Genomic DNA, 18,929 nt, shown 5'->3' on the forward strand with positions numbered 1-18,929 from the left:
CCCCTCAGGACTCCCGCATGGCGTGGTCTATGATGTCGCCGATCGGACCCAGGAGATAGGACATCACCGTCCGCTTGCCGGTGATGATCATCACATTGGCCGGCATGCCCGGATAGAGCCGCACGCCCTTGGGCATGCGCCGGAACTCAGCCGGATCAATCTTGAGTTCGGCGATGAAATAGCTCTCGCCGGTGGTGGCATTGGTGAGGGCATCCGCCGAGACATTGATCACCGAGGCCTCGGCCTTGGGAACCTTCGTGGCGCTGTAGGCGGCCAGATCGACCTGGGCCTTCATGCCGACCCGGACCTCGTCGATGTCCGACGGCCTGACCATGGCCAGAACGACGAGGGGCGCGTTCTGGGGCACGATGTCGAGCAGTACCTCTCCCGCCCCTGCAACGCCGCCCAGCGTGTGCTGGGTCAGGTTCAACACGACCCCGTCAACAGGTGCCCGAATGACGGTGGCCGCCAGGGATTCCCGGGCCGCGCCGAGACGGGGACTGAGGTCAGCCAGGACCGCATCGGCCTTGCGCTTGTTCTCGGCCGCTTCGCTGGCGCGCGCCTGATAGAGGGCATCCATCTGCAGCTTGGTTTCGCCGATCTGTTCCTGGGTGCGGGTCTTCTCCGACACCAGGGCGCCCCGCTGGCCGTCGGACTGGGCCAACGCTCTCTGCAGGCGCAGCAGCAGGGTCTTGGGCGCGTAGCCCTTCTCATAGAGGGTCTGGTAGCCTTGCAGTTCCTCGCGGCTCAGCCGGGCCTGGTCCTCGATGGAATCGATCTGGATCTGGATGCCGCTCTGGCGCTCGCGCAGCTGAATCATGCGCTGTTGCATAATGTCGGCCTGGCCCTTCAGGGCCTCCAGCCGCGACCGGAACAGAAACTCCTCGTTGCGCATCAGGGTCGCCACGGCCGGGTCGGTCTTCGCCTTGTCCCGCAGCTCGGCCGGGAACACGAAGCTCTGCCGGCCCAGGGATTCCGCATCGCTGCGGGCCTTCTGGGCCAGCATGGAGAAGTACTGGCTTTCCAGAATGGAGACCTGGGCCCGGGCGACGGTGTCGTCGAACTTCAGCAGGACCTGCGTGGCCTTCACCTTGTCGCCGTCACGAACATAGATGCCGCGCACCACGCCCACGTCACGGCTCTTGAGCTGCTTGCGATTGCTCTCGACCCGTACCTGGCCCGGAGCGATGACGCCGCCCGAGATCGAGGATACCGAGGCCCAGAGCGCCAGGCCGAGCACAAGGAAACCAATCACCAGACTTCCGGCGATGATGGGCGCACGGACATTCTGACGGTCAGCTTCTGACTGGGGGACCTCGGGGCCGCCGAGCAGGGGCGGGGCGTCTTCCGCCAGCGGGCGGCGCAGGAGCTTGAGGAAATTGCTCACGACTTGGCCTCGATTGACTTGGCGGCGGGGGGCGCCGTGACGCCGGCAGGCTTGTTATTGGCTGCCAGCTTGGCCAGCACGGCGTCGCGCGGACCAAACATCTCGACCATGCCCTCCTGCAGAACCAGCATCTTGTCCGCCGTCTTGAACACGGCCGGCTTGTGCGAAACCATGACCACGGTCGCGCCGCGCGCCTTGAGGGTTTCCAGCGCGGCCATCAGCGCCGCCTCGCCCAGGGCGTCGAGATTGGCATTGGGCTCGTCCAGAACAACCAGGCGCGGATTGCGCAACAGGGCGCGGGCCAGGCCCACCCGCTGCCTCTGGCCGACGGACAGGACCACGCCCTCCTGGCCAAGATCCGTGTCATAGCCCTTGGGCAGGCGCAGGATCAGGTCATGAACGGCCGCCATCTTGGCTGCCTCGACGACCTCTTCGTCGGTCACGCGGGTCGAGAAGCGGGCGATATTGGCGCGCACGCTACCAGCGAACAGCTCGGTGTCCTGGGGCAGATAGCCCACATGCTCGCCAAAGGCACCGCGCTCCCAGGCGAAGACGTCGGCACCGTCGAGGCGCACCGTTCCGCCTGATGGCTTCCAGATCCCGACCAGCAGCCTCGCCAGGGTCGACTTGCCGGCCCCGGAGGGACCGATGATGCCGAGGGTTTCTCCAGGCTGGATCGAGAAGACAACATTGCGCAACAACATCCGCGAGCCATCGGGCGTTGTAAGGGTAACGCCCTCGACGGAGAGCCGGCCCGTCGGGGCCGGCAGGCTGGTGGCGGGATCCGGCGCCTGATAGCTGTTCAGCAGGGCGGTCAGACGCTCATAGGCCTGTCCTGCGTTGATGAAGCCCGACCAGGCCCCGACCGCCCGATCAATCGGTGCCAGGGCCCGGGCCGACAGGATCATGTTGGCGAACAGCAGGCCGGGCCCGATCTTGTGTTCAAGGGTCAGCAGGGCCCCGAGCGCCACGATCAGCACCTGGATCGCCATGCGGACGAACTTGATGGCGTTGGACCAGATGCCGGCCTGATCGCTGGCCACGACGCTCTGTTTCATGGCGTCGCGACGGAACCGGAACCAGATGGCCCCGATGCTGGGCAGCATGCCCATGGCCCGCACCACCTCACTGTTGCGCAGGCCGGCATCGGTGAAGCTGTAGCTCCGCAGGGCGGCGTCATTGGCCTCCTTGAGCGGGACGCTGCTCGCCTGGTCCTGAATGACGACGAGGATCAGCAGGACAATACCACCGAGCAGGGTGACTCCACCGATCCAGGGATCGATGATGAACAGGACCACCATGAACAGCGGGACCGTCGGCAGGTCGAACAGCGCCAGCATCGGCGCGCCCCCCATGGCCTGACGGAAAACGTCCAGGTCCCGCAGGGCCTGAGACGACATCGCACGCTCGCGGCGGCTGATGCCATCAAACAGGGCGGCGAACACCTGGCCCGAGACCCTCTGATCGAAGGCAGAGCCGAAATTGACCAGGACCCGGGCGCGGAAGAAATCGATCACCGAGGAGACGGCGAAGACAAAGAGGACGCCCGCCGTCAGGACGAAGAGCGTCGGTATGCTCTGGCTGATCAGAACCCGCCCATAGACCTGGTTGGTGTACAACGGCAGAGCCATGTAGAGCGCGCTGGAGACCAAGGTGAACGCCGCGGCGGCTAGGAGCGGACCGCGGCCTTCCCGCAAGGCGCGGTTCAGCAGACTGTTGGTTTCAATCTTCAAGTTTGGTCGTTTCATAGCGGCCGCTGGTTCATCCCCGCCGTGAGCCCCGTCGCGCCTGGGGCGTCATCTGCACAGATGACGCTGGACGGCGAACCCCGCCCCGTCGGACGGCGGTCCTGACGAGCGGGCGAGACATGATCCGCAGGTTCAATCATGTCAAGGGTTTTCGTATCACATATGATGATGTATGTTGCGCAAATGGTTGCAACCCGAACAGTCAAATCGACCGATCAGGTCAAGGGCGTGCTCAAGGCCGAACTCAAGCGGCGCAACCTGACCTATGCTGACCTGGCACGGCTTCTGGCGGAACGGGGTGTCACCGAGAGCGAGGCCAATCTGCGCAACAAGATCAGCCGCGGATCGTTCACCGCCGCTTTCCTGTTCGAATGCCTGATGGCCATGGGCTGTGACAGTGTGCGGCTGGGGCCGGCCGATCATTGAGAGCTGGGGCCCAGCCTGTCCTGTCCTGATGAGGCCATCAGGTCGGAAAGGGCTCTAGCGGGCGCGGACGATCATGAAGAAGCCCAGCAGCATGACAGCGAAGCCCGCCACCGCCTGCAGAGTCACCTGCTCGCGAAACAGGGCCCAGGCCAGCAGGGGCACCAGGGCCGATCCCAGGATGGAGAACGGATAGGCCGTGCTGAGCGGGATCCGCGTCAGAATGTAGAACCAGAACAGGGCGGTCAGGCCGTACCAGGCAAAGGCCCCGATCAAGGGCGGATTGAGCACGACCTTGGCAATGACCCCGCCCGTGATCGAGCGGCTGTGGTTGGCAGCGACCTTGAACAGGATCTGACCGATCGGCAGGGTCACCGAAAAGGCCAGACACAGGATGAAGTCCTTCAGGGACAGCGTCATGGCCTAGGCCCCGCGCTTCTTGGGCCGCAGCAAGGGCCACACCGTCGTGCGAGGTTCGTTCTCAACATCATAAGCGATGAAGTTGAGCACCATCTGGACCCCGATCAGGATCGGCAGCGCCGCGAACATCACCTGGCCGGACGTCGCCGGGCGGGCATCGGACACTGCCTCGATCCAGCGACCGGCGCCGAACACCAGTCCGAACAGGGTCAGGGGCACGCCGATCAGCAGGTACAGGGACGCGACGGAAAAGTTGCGCAGCAGATAGGTGTAGAACAGTCGCTTGAAGAAATTGGCGATGTTCGAGGCCAGGAAGGGCAGGACGATCTTGCCGACATTCATCTGGCTGACCTCGTCGCCATAGATGGCGGCCATCGGCACGTCCGCCACCCGGGCCCGCAGGGTGCCGAGGCGAAACAGCAAGTCGGACTCGAAGAAATAGCGCTTGGCGACCTTGTCCAGCCTGACGCGCTCGATCATGCGCGCATGCACGGCGGTATAGCCGTTGGTCGGATCAAACACGCTCCAGTAACCGGTCGACAGCTTGGTCAGGAAGGACAGGCCGGCATTGCCGAACAGGCGAAGGGCCGGCATGCCCTGCAGGTCTTCGATATTGTAGAAGCGGTTGCCCTTGGCATAGTCGGCATCGCCGCGCGCGATCGGGTCCACGAGGACGGCGATCTCGGACGGGTCCATCTGGCCATCGCTGTCGATCTTCACAAAGACGTCGGCACCCATGGCCAGGGCATGGGCATAGCCCGTACAGACCGCCCCGCCGACGCCCTGGTTGACGGCATGGCGCAGAACGACGACCCGGGGATCTGTGGCCTTGGCTTCGATCAGGTCTCCCACGCCGTCGGGGCAGGCATCATCGACGCAGATGATGGCCTCGACCTCTGGCCCGATCGCCGCGATCACCTCCAGAACGTGGGCCCCGGAACGGTAGCAGGGCAGGATCGCCGCGATCCTGACCGGTGACGGCCCATGGTCCGGCCGGCGCACTATCGAGGACTTGGCCGCCATTACTGAGGCGGTCGCAGGGTCGCGGACGCCGGCAGGGCAACCACAGCGATCTGATGGATGACGAACTGGCCGCCGGGGGCGTCATCAAGATCAAGGCGCAGGCCATTGATCGTCGAGGCCGTCCAGTCGCCGCCGCCCTTGCGGAGCTTGGACATGTCATAGACCATGATCGTGGTCTCGCCCGCGACAGGGTCAGCGCCGCGCAGAGGCTTGCCGAAGAACGCAGCAGTCTCGCCGTGAGCAGAGGTCGTGAAGAACAGCGAGCCATCCCACTTGGCCGCTTCCTTCTCGCGGGTCAGCCGGACCAGGACGCCGTTGTAGCGGCTCCCGTCGATCGCCAGATTCTGCGGCGATCGCACAATGGCGTCGATCGCCTGCTCGACCACCCGCAGACCACCGCCCTTGGCAGGCTCGACCCGGGCGGCTGCCGAGACGAAACCTTCGGTGGAGCCGTCGAAGCGCCAGAGGTGGGCCGTATCCAGGGCCGATCCGTCAACCTGGAAACGGCCGCTCGCCTCATCCCATTTGACGGGTTCTGCCGGGCGAACGGGGGCCGGGCGCGCGGCCTCGGCAACGGGGGCTGCGGCGACAGGCTCGGCAGGTGTGCCCTTGGGCTTGTCACAGGCGGAAACAACCAGACATGCCGCGGCCGCGGCCAGAAAAAGGGTCGATCGCAGGGTCACGCGGCATCACTCCGAAGGTCAGCCTCGGCATCGGCGCGACGCAGCGAGGGGTCGAGGACGAGATAGAACAGCCCAGTCAGGGCCGCGATATCGAGGAAATAGAGATAGCGGTAGTCGCAGGCGATCGAGATGACAAAGAAGCTGGCGGTGAAAGCCAGGGCCCCGAGCAACAGGCCGGCGATCGCCAGGTCCTCCGGGCTGCGCCGCCAGAGCAGGAAGCCTGCAACGCCCAGGGCGATCAGCGCATAGGCCAGGTGCGAGAACACCGGCGTGCTGTAAAAATAGGTGGCGTAGTTGTGCAGGGACCAGTCGGCCGGATCAATGGCATTGGTCAGCTTCAGACCTGTAACCAAAGGCTCCGGACCGCTGACACCCACAAATTCCGGCAGACACGCTTCAAGCTCCGGGGTCAGAAACAGCCAGCGAAACACCTGGCCCCGCTGGGCCATATAGGCCCCGGGGTGACGGGTGATCAGCTCCCGCCATTCCGCCTGGACGGCCTCCTTGGGCGTTTGCCACAGCGCCTGGCCCAGGGCCGGATCCTTGTCGAAGAAATCGACCCGCTGCGGGGAATAGACCGCAACCCCACTGCGAATGGCCGCCGCAGCGGCGGGGTTGGCCGCCTGGATATGGCTCAGCGGATAGCCAGGGTCGCGGGCGACAGCGCCGACAATGTCATAGTGCTGAAGAATCCGAACCCCGACATTGGCGGACTTGCCCGGGCCGTCGCTCTTGGGTTGGGCGACCGCGCCCAGCAACTGCATCAGCACCAGGGTGGCCAGGAGGCCGCCCAGTCCCCAGCGAACGGCGTCGCGCCAGCCTTCGCGCCAACGGATTGCACCCAGGGTCACCGCCGCCAGCAGGACAACCACAAGGCCGTTCTGGCGCACGAGCGCGGCAGTGGCCAGGGCCAGCATGGCACCACCCAGCGCCAGCCAGCGCGGACCCGGACGGTCCCACAGGGCCGGGGCGCGCGCCAGACAGACAAAGCCGGCGATGGCCAGATTGGCGAACAGCACGTCCTTCCAGACAATGGCCTGATAGATCAGCACCATGGGCGAAAGAACCAGCAGAACGGTCATGGGAACCGCCCACCAGGACACCTGAGGGCGGGTGGCGCGCAGGGCCGACAGGCTGAAGAACAACAGGGCGGCACTGGCAATGACATAGAGCCCGGTTCCCGGAACCACGGCATCGAACACGCCCAGCAGCCACGCAAACATCGCCGGGCCCCAGGTGGTACGCTCACCGGTGCGGCCTTCAGCGAGCTGGGCCAGGGAATCGTAGGAAAGATGTCCCGGCAGGCTCGCGCCCAGCATCAAGAGCAGGCCGGCGATCAAGACGCCGCGAACGACCTGCGACGCGGTCAGAGTGAAGCCCAGTCTTGCCATGGTAAAGACGCCCCTTGTCGCACCGGCTTTTAAGGTGTGCGCCGCAGCGTGCAAAGGGCGAAAAGCCGGTCAGCTTGGCAGAGTCGTCGTTTCATGATCAGTACGCGCCATGAGGAACGACGGCATTGAGATCAAGCCCTCCGGCGTCGCGCCCGAGCAACTTGCCGCCTACAGCGCATTGCTGGGTCAAGTGTTCGGCCCCCTGCCGAAATTCTCCGTTCCGGCCCTGACCTGGCTCTATCGCGACAATCCCGAGGGCCCGGTCGTGGGGGCCGACGCCTGGTCGGGCGACACCTTGGCGGCTCACTATGTGACGGTGCCGATGCGCGCACGGGTCGAGGGCCGGACCGTTAGACTATTGCTGTCCTTGAACACGGCGACGGCCCCGGAGTTTCAGGGCAAGGGCCTGTTCACCGCCCTGGCGGACGCGACCTACAGTGCGGCCCGGGACCAGGGCTTCCAGGGCGTGTTCGGCTTCGCCAATGCCAACAGTACGCCCGGTTTCCTGCGCAAGCTGGGCTTCCAGAAGGTTCAGAGCCTGCAGGCGGGTCTGATGCTGCTTACGCCGCGCCGGCTTGCCGACACAGTGCTCGGGTTTGAGGTGGACTGGAGCCCCGAGAGCCTGAACTGGCGCCTCGCCAATCCTGCGGGGACCTATCGCGTGGCGCGGCAGGGCGAACTTCTGGGCGTCTGGGCCGAAACCGGCATTCCCCGTCTGCGCTGCGCGGCCTTTCTGCCGGGGGCATCCGAGGGGGCATCCCATGGCCCGCGCCCGTGGTGCCCACCACTGTTCATCGGACTGGAGCCGCGGCTTTCCTTGCCGTCGCAGGGTTTCGTCCCGATCCCCGAGCGCTTGCGCCCTTCACCCCTGAACATGATCTGGCGCCGGCTGGACGAGACGCTCCCCGAAGCGCTGGATCCCGCGACGACCGCCGTCAGCTTTCTCGACTTTGATCCCTACTGACCATGTCCGTCGTCTACGTCCTGGCCCACTTCGACGATGAGTACGCCGCCCTGCCCCTTCTGCTACGCGATCGTCGCGCGGGGGTGCGGTCCTGGCTGCTCTATGTCGCTGACTATGCCTCCCCTGAGCTGGCCGCGCGCCGCCTGGGCGAGACGCGCGCCCTGCTGGCCAGCCTGGGCCTGGCGCCCGATCAGGCTCGCCATGTCGGGGCCGGGACCGGGGTCCTGGACGGGGCCGTGTTCGAAGCCCTGCCGGCCGCCCTTGCCGCCGTGAAAGCGGCCCTGCCGGACCTTGGCCCGATCGAACGCTTTGTCGTGGCCGCCTGGGAAGGTGGCCACGCCGATCACGACGCCTGTGCCTTCATGACCGTGGCCCTGCGCGACAGTCTGGATCCGGCGATCCCGATCGATCAGTTCGGCCTTTATCATGGTCGCGGGCTGCCGGGCGGCCTGTTCCGCGCCTGCGCGCCGATCCCGGAAAACGGTCCGGTCGAGCGTGTCACGCTCAGCGTCGGGGACTGGATCGCCTTTGCGGCGGCGGTGCGCTTCTTCCCGTCCCAGGCCAAGACATGGCTGGCCCTGTGGCCATCCATGTTCCTGACGTTCGCGCTTCGCGGCGGATTTGGCTTTCAAACCCTGGCGCGGAACCGGGTGGACGAGCGCCCGCACACCGGAACCCTGCTCTATGAGCGAATGTTCAAGACGCCCTACGCCGCCGTGCGTGCCGGATTGGACGCCTTCAGCGGCGCCTGACCCGCTCAATGAGCTGGCGCAGGGGGGCCGTAAGCCGCCAGCTGGTGCTGGTCTGCATGGCCCAAACCGCATGCCGCAGGTCATGGATATCCGTGGCCTGGGCCGCCCGGATAATCTCCAGCTGGCCGGCATGGTCTTCCAGGGCGACAAGCCTTTCGGTGAGGTCGACAAGCTCTCGTTCAGCCTGGTCGCGGGATCTCTGGACAATCGCCGCCCTGGCCTGCTCCGCAGCCACACGCTGCCGCAGAATGGCAGCCTCGGCGGCACTGGCCTCGGCAGCGGCAGCGGCTTCCACCTTCTGCTGGTGCGCCAAACGCTCCGCGACCTCAGCCCGGCCTTCTGCCGCGACAGCACGCTGTTCAGTCTGGGCCACGCGCTCTTCCGCAGCGCCCGCACGCTCTTCCGCCACAATCGCGCGCTGTTCGGAATAGGTCCCATGCTCCTCCGCCAACTCAGCGCGCCTCAGGGCAGCCAGTAGCTGCGCCTCGACAGCCTTGGCCAAGGTCTCGGCCGCCGAAACCTGGTCCCTGGCCGTCAGTTGGGCCATCTCTGCGGCCTGACGTGCCGCATCTGCTTCGCCGTGGAGCCGGGCCAGGGCAGCGCTGGCACGGCCCAGCTCATCGCGAAGGCCAACCGCAGCCACGGCCTCAGCCTCGAGGTCAACACGCTCGCGCCGCAGATCGGCACAGACGGCCCCCAGGGCCGATTCCAGCGCCACGATCTCGCCCGCCACGGTGTCCAGGGCGACCTCCGGGGGAGCCTTGCCCTTGGCGGCGGCCTCGAACCACTCAAACGCCACGCGGGCACCGGGCCAGATATCGGCCCGGGCGGTAAGATCGCCGGCCGAGGCCTCATGGTGCCGGTGGGCATGATTCAGGAACCCGTCGATGTCAGCAGCGGCGTCCGCCGCAACTCTTGGTAGCGCCTGACCCAGGGCGGTCTCGACGCTCGACAGGGCCGAGCGCCAGTCCTCGAGCATGGCGTCATAGCTGATGAACACGCGGTCGAGACCCCGCGTATCGCGCTCGACCGCCAGCATGTAGCTGGTCCAGAGCAGCACGGATTTCTGAACCGAATAGCCGTTGCGCTTGGCCAGCGACTGGGCCACGGCCAGCGGATTCCTGACCATGATGACAAAGACCGGTTTCACGCCCTTGTCGGTCAGCACCTCGTGCCAGAAGGGGACCAGAACCGAAGTACGCGGATCCTTGATGACTAGGAGGTCAGCCGCGCCGTAATTGGCCCGCACCAGGGCCCGGGCCTCGCCCAGGTAGGTCGACTTGACGGTTGCGGCACGCGCGGCGGCCCCGAGTGCAAAGACGTCATCCCAGCTGGACTCAAGCGAGGCCAGGATCCGGTCATTCAGCGCGACCATCTCCCAGGGCTCCCAGAAGCCGGCAGGATTGTCATCGGCGGGAGCCATTACCCGCTCAGGCAGGGTTGCGCCGCTCAGTGACAGCAGCCGGGCCATGGCGGAGGTGCCACTCCGGTGCATCCCCGCCACCACGAGGGCATGGCGAGTCGTCGTCGTTGCGGTCTTGGCTGGTTTGGCCATGAAGCCTCTCACCCCTGGGGTTTGTCTTGGGCGGCGGGGGCCATCAGGCCCTCGCCCACCAGCCAGGCCTGGTAGGTGCCTGGCCCGCTGGCCAACGGATCCGCGAAAGCCGCCCGCAGGTCGCCGCGGGCGCGATAGAGTTCACGATGGGATTTGGCGATCTCACGTCCGTCTTCATAGCGGCCGAATGCCCAGTATCCGGCTGGAATGCGCGGATCCGTGGCTTCCGCGATCAGGCGCTTGTACCAGTTCCAGATCTCGTAGACTTCGTAATTGTCCTTGGCGTAGCGGCGGGTCATCTGATCGCCGACGGGACCGAGCTTGGTGAAGTGCCAGAAGCGGATCGGCGAGCCATTGGCCGTGATTTTGCCGTCGCGACTGATGGCTATCCGCCGGTGGGCAATGTTCCAGCTGGCGATGTTATAGGCCGGATCGCGCAGGATCTTCACGTTCTCGAAGAACGACGGCACGTGGTCGCACCAGCGTTGATCGACGAACAGGCCGTTGGGAATGTCGTCGTAACAGAAGCTCAGCAGGCGATCGTTCCACCACTTCGCGAAACGAAGACCCTCGCCCCGGCCACGGACAGCCACGAAGCCGAGATTGTAGATGCCCGTCTTCAGGGCCGAAACCTCGTTGTCCAGAATGGCCCCGTGCGACTCTTCCGGGTGCAGCAGGTGGGGCGTCAGGATGATGTCGCTGGTCTCCAGCATCTCGACCAGGGAGTCCAGGCGGTCGAGCAGGGCCGTATCAGGATCGAGATAGATGCAGATATCGGCGCCCTTTTGCAGCGCCTGATGCATGAAGGGCCCCTTTACCGCCGTGCACACCTCGATCACGTCGTGCTTGAACAGCCAGGCCTTGAAGTCCGGAATACCCAGGTCATCGGCATAGACCAGGGTGTCGAAGTCCTCCTGCGACGGATCCCAGTTCAGGGCCGCCGGCGGCCGATCCGTGACCAGGGCCACAAGCTCCCATTCGGGATGGCGCGCTCGCAGGGTCTTGAACAGCACCCGCGCGCGATTGAGATAGGAGAAGGTGAAGCTGGAATAGCAGACGACCTTCATCGGGCCACGCCCTTCGTCATCAGGTCGGCAGTCATGCGGCTGAAGGCCAGGTCAAATCGTTGCGGCTTGCGCTTCGATCTTGCCAAGGCCAGGGCCTCGCCATCGCTGAACAGGGCAAAGAGTTCGTCCTCGTCGGCCACAACACGCCCGCGTTCGCCGGCATCGCCCGCCCGGACAAAGTGCGGCACATTGCCCGCATCCGGCAGGGTCAGGACCGCAGCCCCGGCCGCCACCGCCTCATAGGCCGTGAAACAGAAGGTCTCCGGACAGAGCGACCAGATCACGGCCACATCGAGCTCAAGGGCCTCGGCGGCTTCCGCCATGCTGCGGCCGCCGGGGCCGCCGACCTTCTCGAAGGTCGCGCCGCTGGCCTCGTCCGGTGAAAAGCCCAGATGCAGGAAATGATACCGCGGGTCGCTCCGGAAGGCTTCGACAAGGCGGGCATAAACAGGCCAGCCCTTGTGGTCGGCGGGCATGCCCAGGAAGCCGACGCGCAGCGGCGCACTCTTCGCGCGAGCCTTGGCCGGGCGAGCGGCACTGCGGGGTTCCAGCACGGCATGAGGCAGGACCCGCACGGCCTTGGCGGCCCTGGGATAGGTCTTGCGCCACAGCGCCAGGGCAGCCTCGGACGGTGCCACTGCGGTCAGCTCGAAGGCGCGGAAGAAGTCGCCATGCTCTGCCAAATGGATCTGTCGCCGTTCGCCATACACACAGATGCCGCAGGCCTGGCTTTCCGGCGGCGGCGCGCCACAGAACACAACGTCATTCCGCAGCAGGGCATAGTTGCTGCAGACACTGGCGAAGTCGTGGATCCAGAAGAAGCCCTTGCGCAAGCCGGCGGCCTTCAGAATGGCGGTGATGGCCGGGATCGAATGGCCCAGGAAGCTGTGGACAGCGAAGGTCGCCCGGCTGACCCGGCCCGCCAGCAGGCGGGCAACAGCCTCGGCTGCATACAGGCCGACACGCTCGCCATTGAGCAGCACACCGACCAGCGGCTGGTCGCTTTCGACATCGATCACCGGCGAATGGGACGCCGGATAGAGATGCAGCCGTGGCCGGCCCGTCTCGGCGACGGCTTCGGCTTCACGCGCCAGGCACAGCTGAACGCCCCCCAGGCTGGCCGTGTAATCATCATGGCTGACCGTGATGTGCAGGCCGGCCAGCGAGCCCGCCGCCGTCAGTTTGGCCTCAAGGTCGGCGACCGGCGCGGCCTCGACCTTGCGCGCGGCATTACGGGCCCAGCGCACTCGGTCCTCGAGCGTCGGACTGTTCTTGAGGATGTCATAGCGAAAGCCGTAATCGTCCTTCAGCGGCCGGCCTTCCAGACGGCCGGTGATCACATAGTGCTCGAAGGGATTGACGCCGGCCGACATGATGTCGGGATTCACGGACAGATAGACATCCATGATGAACCACGGTGCCGGACTGCGGCCCTCGCTCCATCCCTGCTCCATGAAGTGCTGGAAGGGATCGATCCCTGCCTCAGCCACATCAGGGTATCGTTTCAGATAGAAGGTCGCGTCGAAAGCGTCCCGAACCGGATTGGCCGCTGCAGTCTCGCCTTGCCCCGTCATCGTATTCCTTCCCGAGGCTCCGCCAAACCCGAAGCGCGCCGCCCCGGGCGCTTGTCGAACATGCCAGCTTCTTTCGGTGTTTCGGCCAGTCGAGGTCAATAGCTTTCATAGGACGCGGGCATTGCGGGCTGAATCGCCGTGCCATTGCCCGCAATCCCGTCTGGTCCTATTCGAATGGCCTCAGCACCGCAGGGACAAGACATGTCGGGCACAGTGGCAGGGCCGATCGAAAGCGCCAACCAGATCGACCTTAGGGCCAAACCGCGCCATCCGCCGCAGGTGACGGGCCTGGGCAATCAGATCGTGATCGGTGAAGGCGCGGAGGTGGAGTCCCTGATCGCCATTACCGGCGACGACAACCGCCTGATCATCGGCGAAGCCAGTCGGGTTGCAGGCTTTGCCACGATCGGCGCCGGCACCGCCCTTGCCGATCCCAAGCAGGCGGCGGCGGCAAACCTGATCATCCAGGGACGCGGCAACATCGTCGAGATCGCGCCAGATTGCCGGCTGGGCGCGAACTTAACCCTGGTTGGCGACAACAATCACTTCCGCCTGGGCCATGGTTGCATCCTCAATGGGTTCGTGAACCTGCTGAGTCCGGAGGGCTCGGTACTCACCGTGGGTCCCGGCACGACCATGGTCCAGGCCTCGATCCAGCTGCACGAACAGGGCGAGATCACGTTCGGAAGGGACTGCATGGTCTCGTCCCAGGTCTATGTGTCCCTGAGCGATATTCACCCGATCTATGATCGGGCCACAGGCGAGCGGATCAATGCCGCAGCCTCGATCCGTATTGGCGACCATGTCTGGCTGGGCTTGCGCAGCATGATCATGAAGGGCGCGACGATTGGCGACGGAGCGGTGGTCGCTGCCGGTGCCATTCTGTCCGGTCAGGCCCCGGCCCACGCCGTCATGGCCGGCGTCCCGGCGCGTCTCGTGCGCCGAAATGTCGTCTGGCGCCGGGAGCTTTCCGAGGGTCCGCCCGAACCGGTGATTGACGATATTCCAGCCCGCAAGGGTTGGTGGCCCCTGGGCCGTCGCCAGGGCCGGAGCGGTTAGGGCGGCGGCGGCGGCGGCGGCGGTTTGACCCCCTGCCGGCAACGTGCCAGTGACGAAGCCCGTGGCTGGCTGGGTTGAATGACACGAAATGGCTAAGACAAGCACGACGGCGGAGGCTCTGCGCCAGCAAGTCCTCGACGATCCCAACCTCAACTCGGTCGATTCCCTGGGCAAGATCCTGCGCATGATGGCGCAGTGGCGAGCGACCTTGATCGCCCGCACCTATATTCAGCACCACGGTCTGAAGATTTTTTCCGGGCCGTTCGAGGGCATGGAATATGTGCCCTACGCCACCGAGGGCTGCCTGGTTCCACGCCTGATCGGTTGCTACGAGTCAGAGCTGCATGAGGACCTGCTGGCCTTTGCGCAGTCCGGTGTCGACACCGTCGTCGATATCGGTTGCGCCGAAGGCTACTACGCCGTGGGCCTCGCCCGCCTGATGCCCGGAGCGACCGTCCACGCCTTTGACATCGACGAAAAGGCCCGCCGGGGCTGCGCCGATCTGGCCAGGCGAAACGGGGTCGAGGGTCAGGTGGTCATCGGCGGTGAGTTCGTCGGCGAGATGTTCGAAAACTTTGTCGGCAAGAACACCCTTGTTTTCATCGACGCCGAAGGGTTCGAGGACGAAATCATGCTTCCCGATCTCTATCCGGGACTGAAGACGGTCAATATCATCATGGAGACCCATCCGGCCTTCATGCCGGGCGTGGTCGAACGGATGCTCGAGCGCTTTGGCCCGACCCACGAGATCGCCATTCGCCGGCAGGGACCCAAGACCATGACCTTGCCGCCCTGGCTGCAGAAACTGGGCCACCTTGACCAGTTGATCGCTGTCTGGGAATTCAGGGCGACCATGACGCCCTGGCTGGTGATGAGGCCAAGGGCCTAGATCATCGCCTCCAGCCCGCCTGCCGTCCTCGGAAATCTGCCCATGAAAGTTGTTGTCACCGAAGCGCTCCGGGAACTGGCGCGAACCCACCGCATTTTCAGCCCGACCGCGGACCGGCTCTGGCCGCTCGGGGCCACACTGGTCGTGGGCCGGGATGCGATCATCGAGCCCTATACCCATCTGCTGGGAGGGTTCCTCGTGCCGGCGCGTTTCGGAGCCTTCACCTATTCGCATTCGGCCTTCGACATCCACACGCGGATTGGTCGCTACGGATCGATCGCCTGGGGCGTCAAGCTGATGGGATCAGCCCATCCGCACCAGTGGGCCGCCATGCACCCCTTCTCCCACAACCCGGGGCCGCTTCCGGGGCTTGGGGCCTATCTGGCCGATGTCGGGGCCGCCCCCCTTGAACCCTTTGCCTTCGCCCAGCGTCCGGCCGCCGTGATGATCGGACACGACGTCTGGATCGGGAATGAGGCCAGCCTCCAGCGCAACATCACGATCGGCCACGGTGCCGTGATCGGTGCCCAGGCTGTGGTGACCAGGGATGTGCCGCCCTATGCCATTGTCGCCGGATCACCCGCCCGGGTCATTCGCTACCGCTTTGAAGAGAGTCTGATCGAAGACCTGCTGGCGAGCGAGTGGTGGCGCTACGGGCCCGATGTCCTGCAGGCGCTCGATGTTCGCGACCCGGCCGGGTTTCTGGACCGCCTGCGCGAACGCGAGGCACGGGGCGACGTGAGCCCCATGGACCTGACGCCCCTTACCGGCGAGGCGATCCTCCAGGCCTGTGCCGCCGACTGAGGCGAGCGCCCGGATCTCTGCCGTGCTCGACCTGCCCGGTCAGGCTTTCGCGCCTGCCGGGGCCTGAGCCAAATGGTCCGGTGCCTATCGCGCCAGGACCTCGTCAATGAGATCCAGCCAGGCGGGAACCCCGACCGTGGCCCGGTCGAAGCGCTCAAGAGCGGTCACCCGAGCCGCCGCTCGCAATGGGGCATAGGCCGCCGGGTCCTGGCAGATCTCGACCAGCGTATCGGCAAGGCCTGCGGGGTCGAAAAAGTCCCGCAGCAGACCGTTGACGCCGGGGGTGATCGCGTCGTGCAGCGGTGCGGTATCCGACCCCACGATCAGACATTCGCAGGCCATGGCCTCGACGAGTGACCAGGACAGCACGAAGGGATAGGTGAAATAGACATGGGCCGCTGAGATCGACAGCGCCTTGACCATCTCGCCATGCTCCACTGCCCCGGTGAAATGCACCCGGCTCAGGTCCAGCCTGTCGCCGACCTCGGCCAGCATCTTGGCCTTCCAGGTCTGGCCATCGGGCAAGGCACCGCCATAGACTTGGGGGCTGTCCTTGCCGATCAGCAGAACCTCGACCTCGGAATTGCGCTCAAGCACGGACGGCAGGGCCCGCATGAAGGTGTGAAAGCCCCGCAAGCGCTCGAAATGACGGTTGATAAAGGTGATGACCGGCTTGGTGCCATCCAGCACTCGCCCATCGGGGAGCTTGAACCTTGCGTCCGGTATGCGGCGCGCGCGATCCAGATCGACGCCCTCGTGGACGATCCTGACCCGCTCCTGCAGGCCGCGTGGCAGGAGGGAAGCCTGGAAGGCCGTCGGGCAGACGATCATGTCGGCCTCGCAATAGGCCAGGGCCAGCCCCATGTTCTTGGCGTGGATGCGGAAATCCGAGATCGGCGTCGAGCGTTCGAACTCGGGATCGAAGTTCACGTCCGCGCCCTGCGAGCGATAGAAGAACTCGCCAAACAGCATCTGGCGCGCCTGGGGAAACACCTCGCGAAGCTGCAGGGTCTCGCCCCAGCCCGGATGCCCGATGATCAGGTCTGGAGTGAAGCCATCGGCCTTCAGCTTCAGGGCCGCCTCGGCGGCCGCATGACCGCGCATCAGGTCGGCCTCGGCCCGGGTGGCGGCATCGAAGAGTCCCGGTGTTGAGCCGCGGGACAGGGTCCAGCGCCGGACATCGACGCCCGGCCGGCCCTTGATGCCAGACCCGCCGATCGCCGCCACCTTGTGGCCGCGCTTCAGGACGGCGTCAGCAATATGCGGAAACTGGCCCGGGAAATTCTGGTGCACGAAAAGTATTCGGCTGGCCGCCACATCGCCCTCATTGATCTGCCGCCCCCGTTCTTGGTCACGGTCGCGCAGGGCGTCAATGGCGTAGGTTCGCGGGCGGGCCTGCGGCCCAAGCTGGACGAGCGGCCTGCAAACCTCCTAAACCGCCCTTGGGCGTTGTCGGCGCATGCGGCGCGCCGTCCCTGTGCGAAAGGCCACTTCCTTGACGTCTCGTCTGGCGATCTATCACCCGGCCGGCCGGATCGGCCTTGGCGAAAACGTCTTCGGCAAGGATGTCGCCAATCTCGAACTGTTCCGGGCCATGGTTCAGCATGGCGGCCATGACCAGGTCGACTTCCTGACCCACGCACCGGTCCAGGCGGGGGATCTCCTGAAGAGCCTGGTTGGCGACCAGGCCTGCGCCACCCGCATCACCACCGCGAGCATCCTCAACCAGGGCGTTGCGGCGGCGGCCGGAACGCTTCTGCGCGGGGGCCCGCGCCTGGAGGAACTGGCCTGGCAGAGGCGGCGCAGCGTCGGCGACCGCGCCTTCAGCCTGATCGGCCTGATCCACACCATCGCCCCGCCCATGATGCGCCAGGACATCGCGATGGCGTCGGTAGCGCCGACCCAGCCCTGGGACGCCCTGATCTGCACGTCACCCTCGGTGCAGCAGGCCATGGAGACCATGTTCGACGACTGGTGCGAGTTCCTGGGGGAGCGTTTCGGCACCGGCAAGCGCCTCATGCGCCCCCAGCTGCCGCTGATCCCGCTCGGCGTCGACAGCCCGGCGCTCGGCGCGGCCGCAGCGCGCGCCGATGTCCGCTCGGCGACACGGGCGGAGCTGGAGATCGGCGCAGAAGACATCCTGGTTCTGTGGGTGGGGCGACTGTCCTTCTTCGAAAAGGCCTTCCCGCAGCCGATGATGCGGGCGGTCGAGGAGGCTGCCAAGGCGACCGGGAAGCGCGTTCATTTCGCCATGGCGGGATGGTTTCCGAACGGCGCCGATGGCGAGCGCATGTATCGCCAGGCGGCTGCGGCCCACGCCCCATCGGTCGACTTCCACGTCGTTGACGGCAATGACCGCCAGCGCCTTGGGGACCTCTGGGCGGCCTCGGACATCTTTCTGTCGCTGGTCGACAATATTCAGGAGACCTTCGGCATCACGCCGCTGGAGGCGATGGCTGCCGGTCTGCCCGTCGTGATCAGCGACTGGGACGGCTATCGCTACACCGTACGCGACGGCCAGGAAGGGTTTTTGATTCCCACCCTCGGCGGGCCTGAAAACGCGCTGTCCGACGAGATGGTCGCCGGCCACGATTTCGGGCTCAAATCCTATCAGCAGTATGTCGGGGTCATTGCCCAGCACACCGCCGTCCATGTCGGACGGGCCGGCCAGGCGCTGTCCGACCTCATCCGCTCGCCCGACCTGCGTCGCCGGATGGGCGAGGCCGGCCAGCGGCGTGTGCGCGATGCGTTCGACTGGCCGGTCGTGGCCCGACAATACGCCGATCTGGCCCGGGAGCTGGCGGCGGTGCGGGCCGCCTCCGCAGACCCGCGCCCGCGTTCGACCCTTAATCCGGTCAAGGGTGATCCCTTCCGCAATTTCGCGGGGTTCGCGACCCAGGTCCTGTCGCTCAAGAGTAGCCTGACCTTGCGTCCCGGCGTCGATGTGGACGATCTCAAACGCGCCCAGACCATCGAGCTGGACATGTTCGCGGCCAACTGGCGGGGCAGCCATGAGGAATGCCAGCAGGTCTTCGCCCACCTGGCCGACGGTCGGGCCGCCACCACCGAAGACCTCCTGCTCCTGTTCCCGATGCCGCGCCGGCGAGCGGTCCAGCTGAGCCTGCTCTGGATGGCCAAATGCGGCTTCCTGGAATGGCTCTGATCGCGCCCGGCCTTGAAACCCCGGTGC

17 protein-coding genes are annotated in these 18,929 nt (G+C 65.7%); 7 read left to right on the forward strand and 10 right to left on the reverse strand.

The window, feature by feature from the left end; translation table 11 throughout:
- Positions 1-4 precede the first annotated feature (4 nt).
- Together AQ619_RS17095 and AQ619_RS17100 are read right to left on the reverse strand one after the other, a co-directional pair.
- Complete coding sequence (locus AQ619_RS17095; RefSeq protein ID WP_236849500.1) at positions 5-1,387, reverse strand: HlyD family type I secretion periplasmic adaptor subunit; 1,383 nt, start codon at positions 1,385-1,387, stop codon at positions 5-7.
- Positions 1,384-3,120 carry a type I secretion system permease/ATPase gene (locus AQ619_RS17100; protein ID WP_236849501.1) on the reverse strand — a complete coding sequence of 579 codons (1,737 nt, stop codon included), beginning with the start codon at positions 3,118-3,120 and terminating at the stop codon, positions 1,384-1,386. Before AQ619_RS17100 ends, AQ619_RS17095 begins: the two co-directional genes overlap by 4 nt.
- Before the next feature lie 198 nt (positions 3,121-3,318).
- Between AQ619_RS17100 and AQ619_RS17105 the strand changes: the two genes are divergently transcribed.
- Positions 3,319-3,561, forward strand: a complete 243-nt coding sequence (locus AQ619_RS17105; protein ID WP_062150515.1) for a DUF6471 domain-containing protein — start codon at positions 3,319-3,321, stop codon at positions 3,559-3,561.
- Positions 3,562-3,615: 54 nt separating this feature from the next.
- On the opposite strand, the gene AQ619_RS17110 is transcribed toward AQ619_RS17105, so the two are convergent.
- Genes AQ619_RS17110 through AQ619_RS17125 form a run of 4 tightly spaced genes read right to left on the reverse strand, consistent with a single transcriptional unit; the run spans position 3,616 to position 7,075 of the window.
- The gene (locus AQ619_RS17110; protein ID WP_062150518.1) at positions 3,616-3,978 is read right to left on the reverse strand and encodes a DMT family transporter; all 363 of its coding nucleotides are present in this window, start codon (positions 3,976-3,978) and stop codon (positions 3,616-3,618) included.
- Between the two features lie 3 nt (positions 3,979-3,981).
- A complete protein-coding gene (locus tag AQ619_RS17115; protein ID WP_062150520.1) occupies positions 3,982-5,001 on the reverse strand; it encodes a glycosyltransferase family 2 protein in 1,020 nt (339 codons plus the stop codon).
- On the reverse strand, positions 5,001-5,684 hold the full coding sequence (locus AQ619_RS17120) for a hypothetical protein (protein WP_062150523.1): 684 nt from the start codon (positions 5,682-5,684) through the stop codon (positions 5,001-5,003). The genes AQ619_RS17115 and AQ619_RS17120 overlap by 1 nt, the downstream gene beginning before the upstream one ends.
- Positions 5,681-7,075, reverse strand: a complete 1,395-nt coding sequence (locus AQ619_RS17125; RefSeq protein WP_062150526.1) for a DUF2142 domain-containing protein — start codon at positions 7,073-7,075, stop codon at positions 5,681-5,683. The genes AQ619_RS17120 and AQ619_RS17125 overlap by 4 nt, the downstream gene beginning before the upstream one ends.
- Before the next feature lie 109 nt (positions 7,076-7,184).
- Between AQ619_RS17125 and AQ619_RS17130 the strand changes: the two genes are divergently transcribed.
- Together AQ619_RS17130 and AQ619_RS17135 are read left to right on the forward strand one after the other, a co-directional pair.
- Entirely contained in the window at positions 7,185-8,039 is an 855-nt protein-coding gene (locus AQ619_RS17130; RefSeq protein ID WP_062150529.1) for a GNAT family N-acetyltransferase, read from the forward strand.
- 2 nt (positions 8,040-8,041) lie between these two features.
- Entirely contained in the window at positions 8,042-8,791 is a 750-nt protein-coding gene (locus AQ619_RS17135) for a PIG-L deacetylase family protein (RefSeq protein ID WP_062150533.1), read from the forward strand.
- On the opposite strand, the gene AQ619_RS17140 is transcribed toward AQ619_RS17135, so the two are convergent.
- The 3 genes from AQ619_RS17140 to AQ619_RS19235 are packed head-to-tail and all read right to left on the reverse strand — an operon-like array spanning position 8,778 to position 12,987.
- Positions 8,778-10,346 carry a hypothetical protein gene (locus AQ619_RS17140; RefSeq protein WP_166504294.1) on the reverse strand — a complete coding sequence of 523 codons (1,569 nt, stop codon included), beginning with the start codon at positions 10,344-10,346 and terminating at the stop codon, positions 8,778-8,780. The genes AQ619_RS17135 and AQ619_RS17140 overlap by 14 nt on opposite strands.
- An 8-nt stretch (positions 10,347-10,354) precedes the next feature.
- Positions 10,355-11,413, reverse strand: a complete 1,059-nt coding sequence (locus AQ619_RS17145) for a hypothetical protein (RefSeq protein WP_062150538.1) — start codon at positions 11,411-11,413, stop codon at positions 10,355-10,357.
- Positions 11,410-12,987 (reverse strand): glycosyltransferase family protein, encoded by a 1,578-nt coding sequence (locus tag AQ619_RS19235; RefSeq protein WP_174515183.1) that lies wholly within the window; start codon positions 12,985-12,987, stop codon positions 11,410-11,412. Before AQ619_RS19235 ends, AQ619_RS17145 begins: the two co-directional genes overlap by 4 nt.
- 201 nt (positions 12,988-13,188) lie before the next feature.
- On the opposite strand from AQ619_RS19235, the gene AQ619_RS17155 reads away from it, so the two are divergent.
- From AQ619_RS17155 to AQ619_RS19600, 3 genes are all read left to right on the forward strand, one after another.
- Entirely contained in the window at positions 13,189-14,046 is an 858-nt protein-coding gene (locus AQ619_RS17155) for an acyltransferase (RefSeq protein WP_062150541.1), read from the forward strand.
- 88 nt (positions 14,047-14,134) lie between these two features.
- Positions 14,135-14,935: a class I SAM-dependent methyltransferase gene (locus AQ619_RS17160; protein ID WP_062150543.1), complete on the forward strand. Its 801-nt coding sequence runs from the start codon at positions 14,135-14,137 to the stop codon at positions 14,933-14,935.
- 42 nt (positions 14,936-14,977) lie between these two features.
- The gene (locus AQ619_RS19600; protein ID WP_062150546.1) at positions 14,978-15,739 is read left to right on the forward strand and encodes a CatB-related O-acetyltransferase; all 762 of its coding nucleotides are present in this window, start codon (positions 14,978-14,980) and stop codon (positions 15,737-15,739) included.
- An 84-nt stretch (positions 15,740-15,823) separates the two neighbouring features.
- On the opposite strand, the gene AQ619_RS17170 is transcribed toward AQ619_RS19600, so the two are convergent.
- Positions 15,824-17,032, reverse strand: coding sequence for a glycosyltransferase (locus tag AQ619_RS17170; protein ID WP_207205007.1), 1,209 nt, complete (start codon positions 17,030-17,032; stop codon positions 15,824-15,826).
- Positions 17,033-17,234: 202 nt separating this feature from the next.
- On the opposite strand from AQ619_RS17170, the gene AQ619_RS17175 reads away from it, so the two are divergent.
- Entirely contained in the window at positions 17,235-18,902 is a 1,668-nt protein-coding gene (locus AQ619_RS17175; RefSeq protein WP_062150554.1) for a glycosyltransferase family 4 protein, read from the forward strand.
- Positions 18,903-18,929 lie beyond the last annotated feature (27 nt).

Origin of the sequence: Caulobacter henricii, from assembly GCF_001414055.1 — a bacterium.
Classification (GTDB): domain Bacteria; phylum Pseudomonadota; class Alphaproteobacteria; order Caulobacterales; family Caulobacteraceae; genus Caulobacter; species Caulobacter henricii.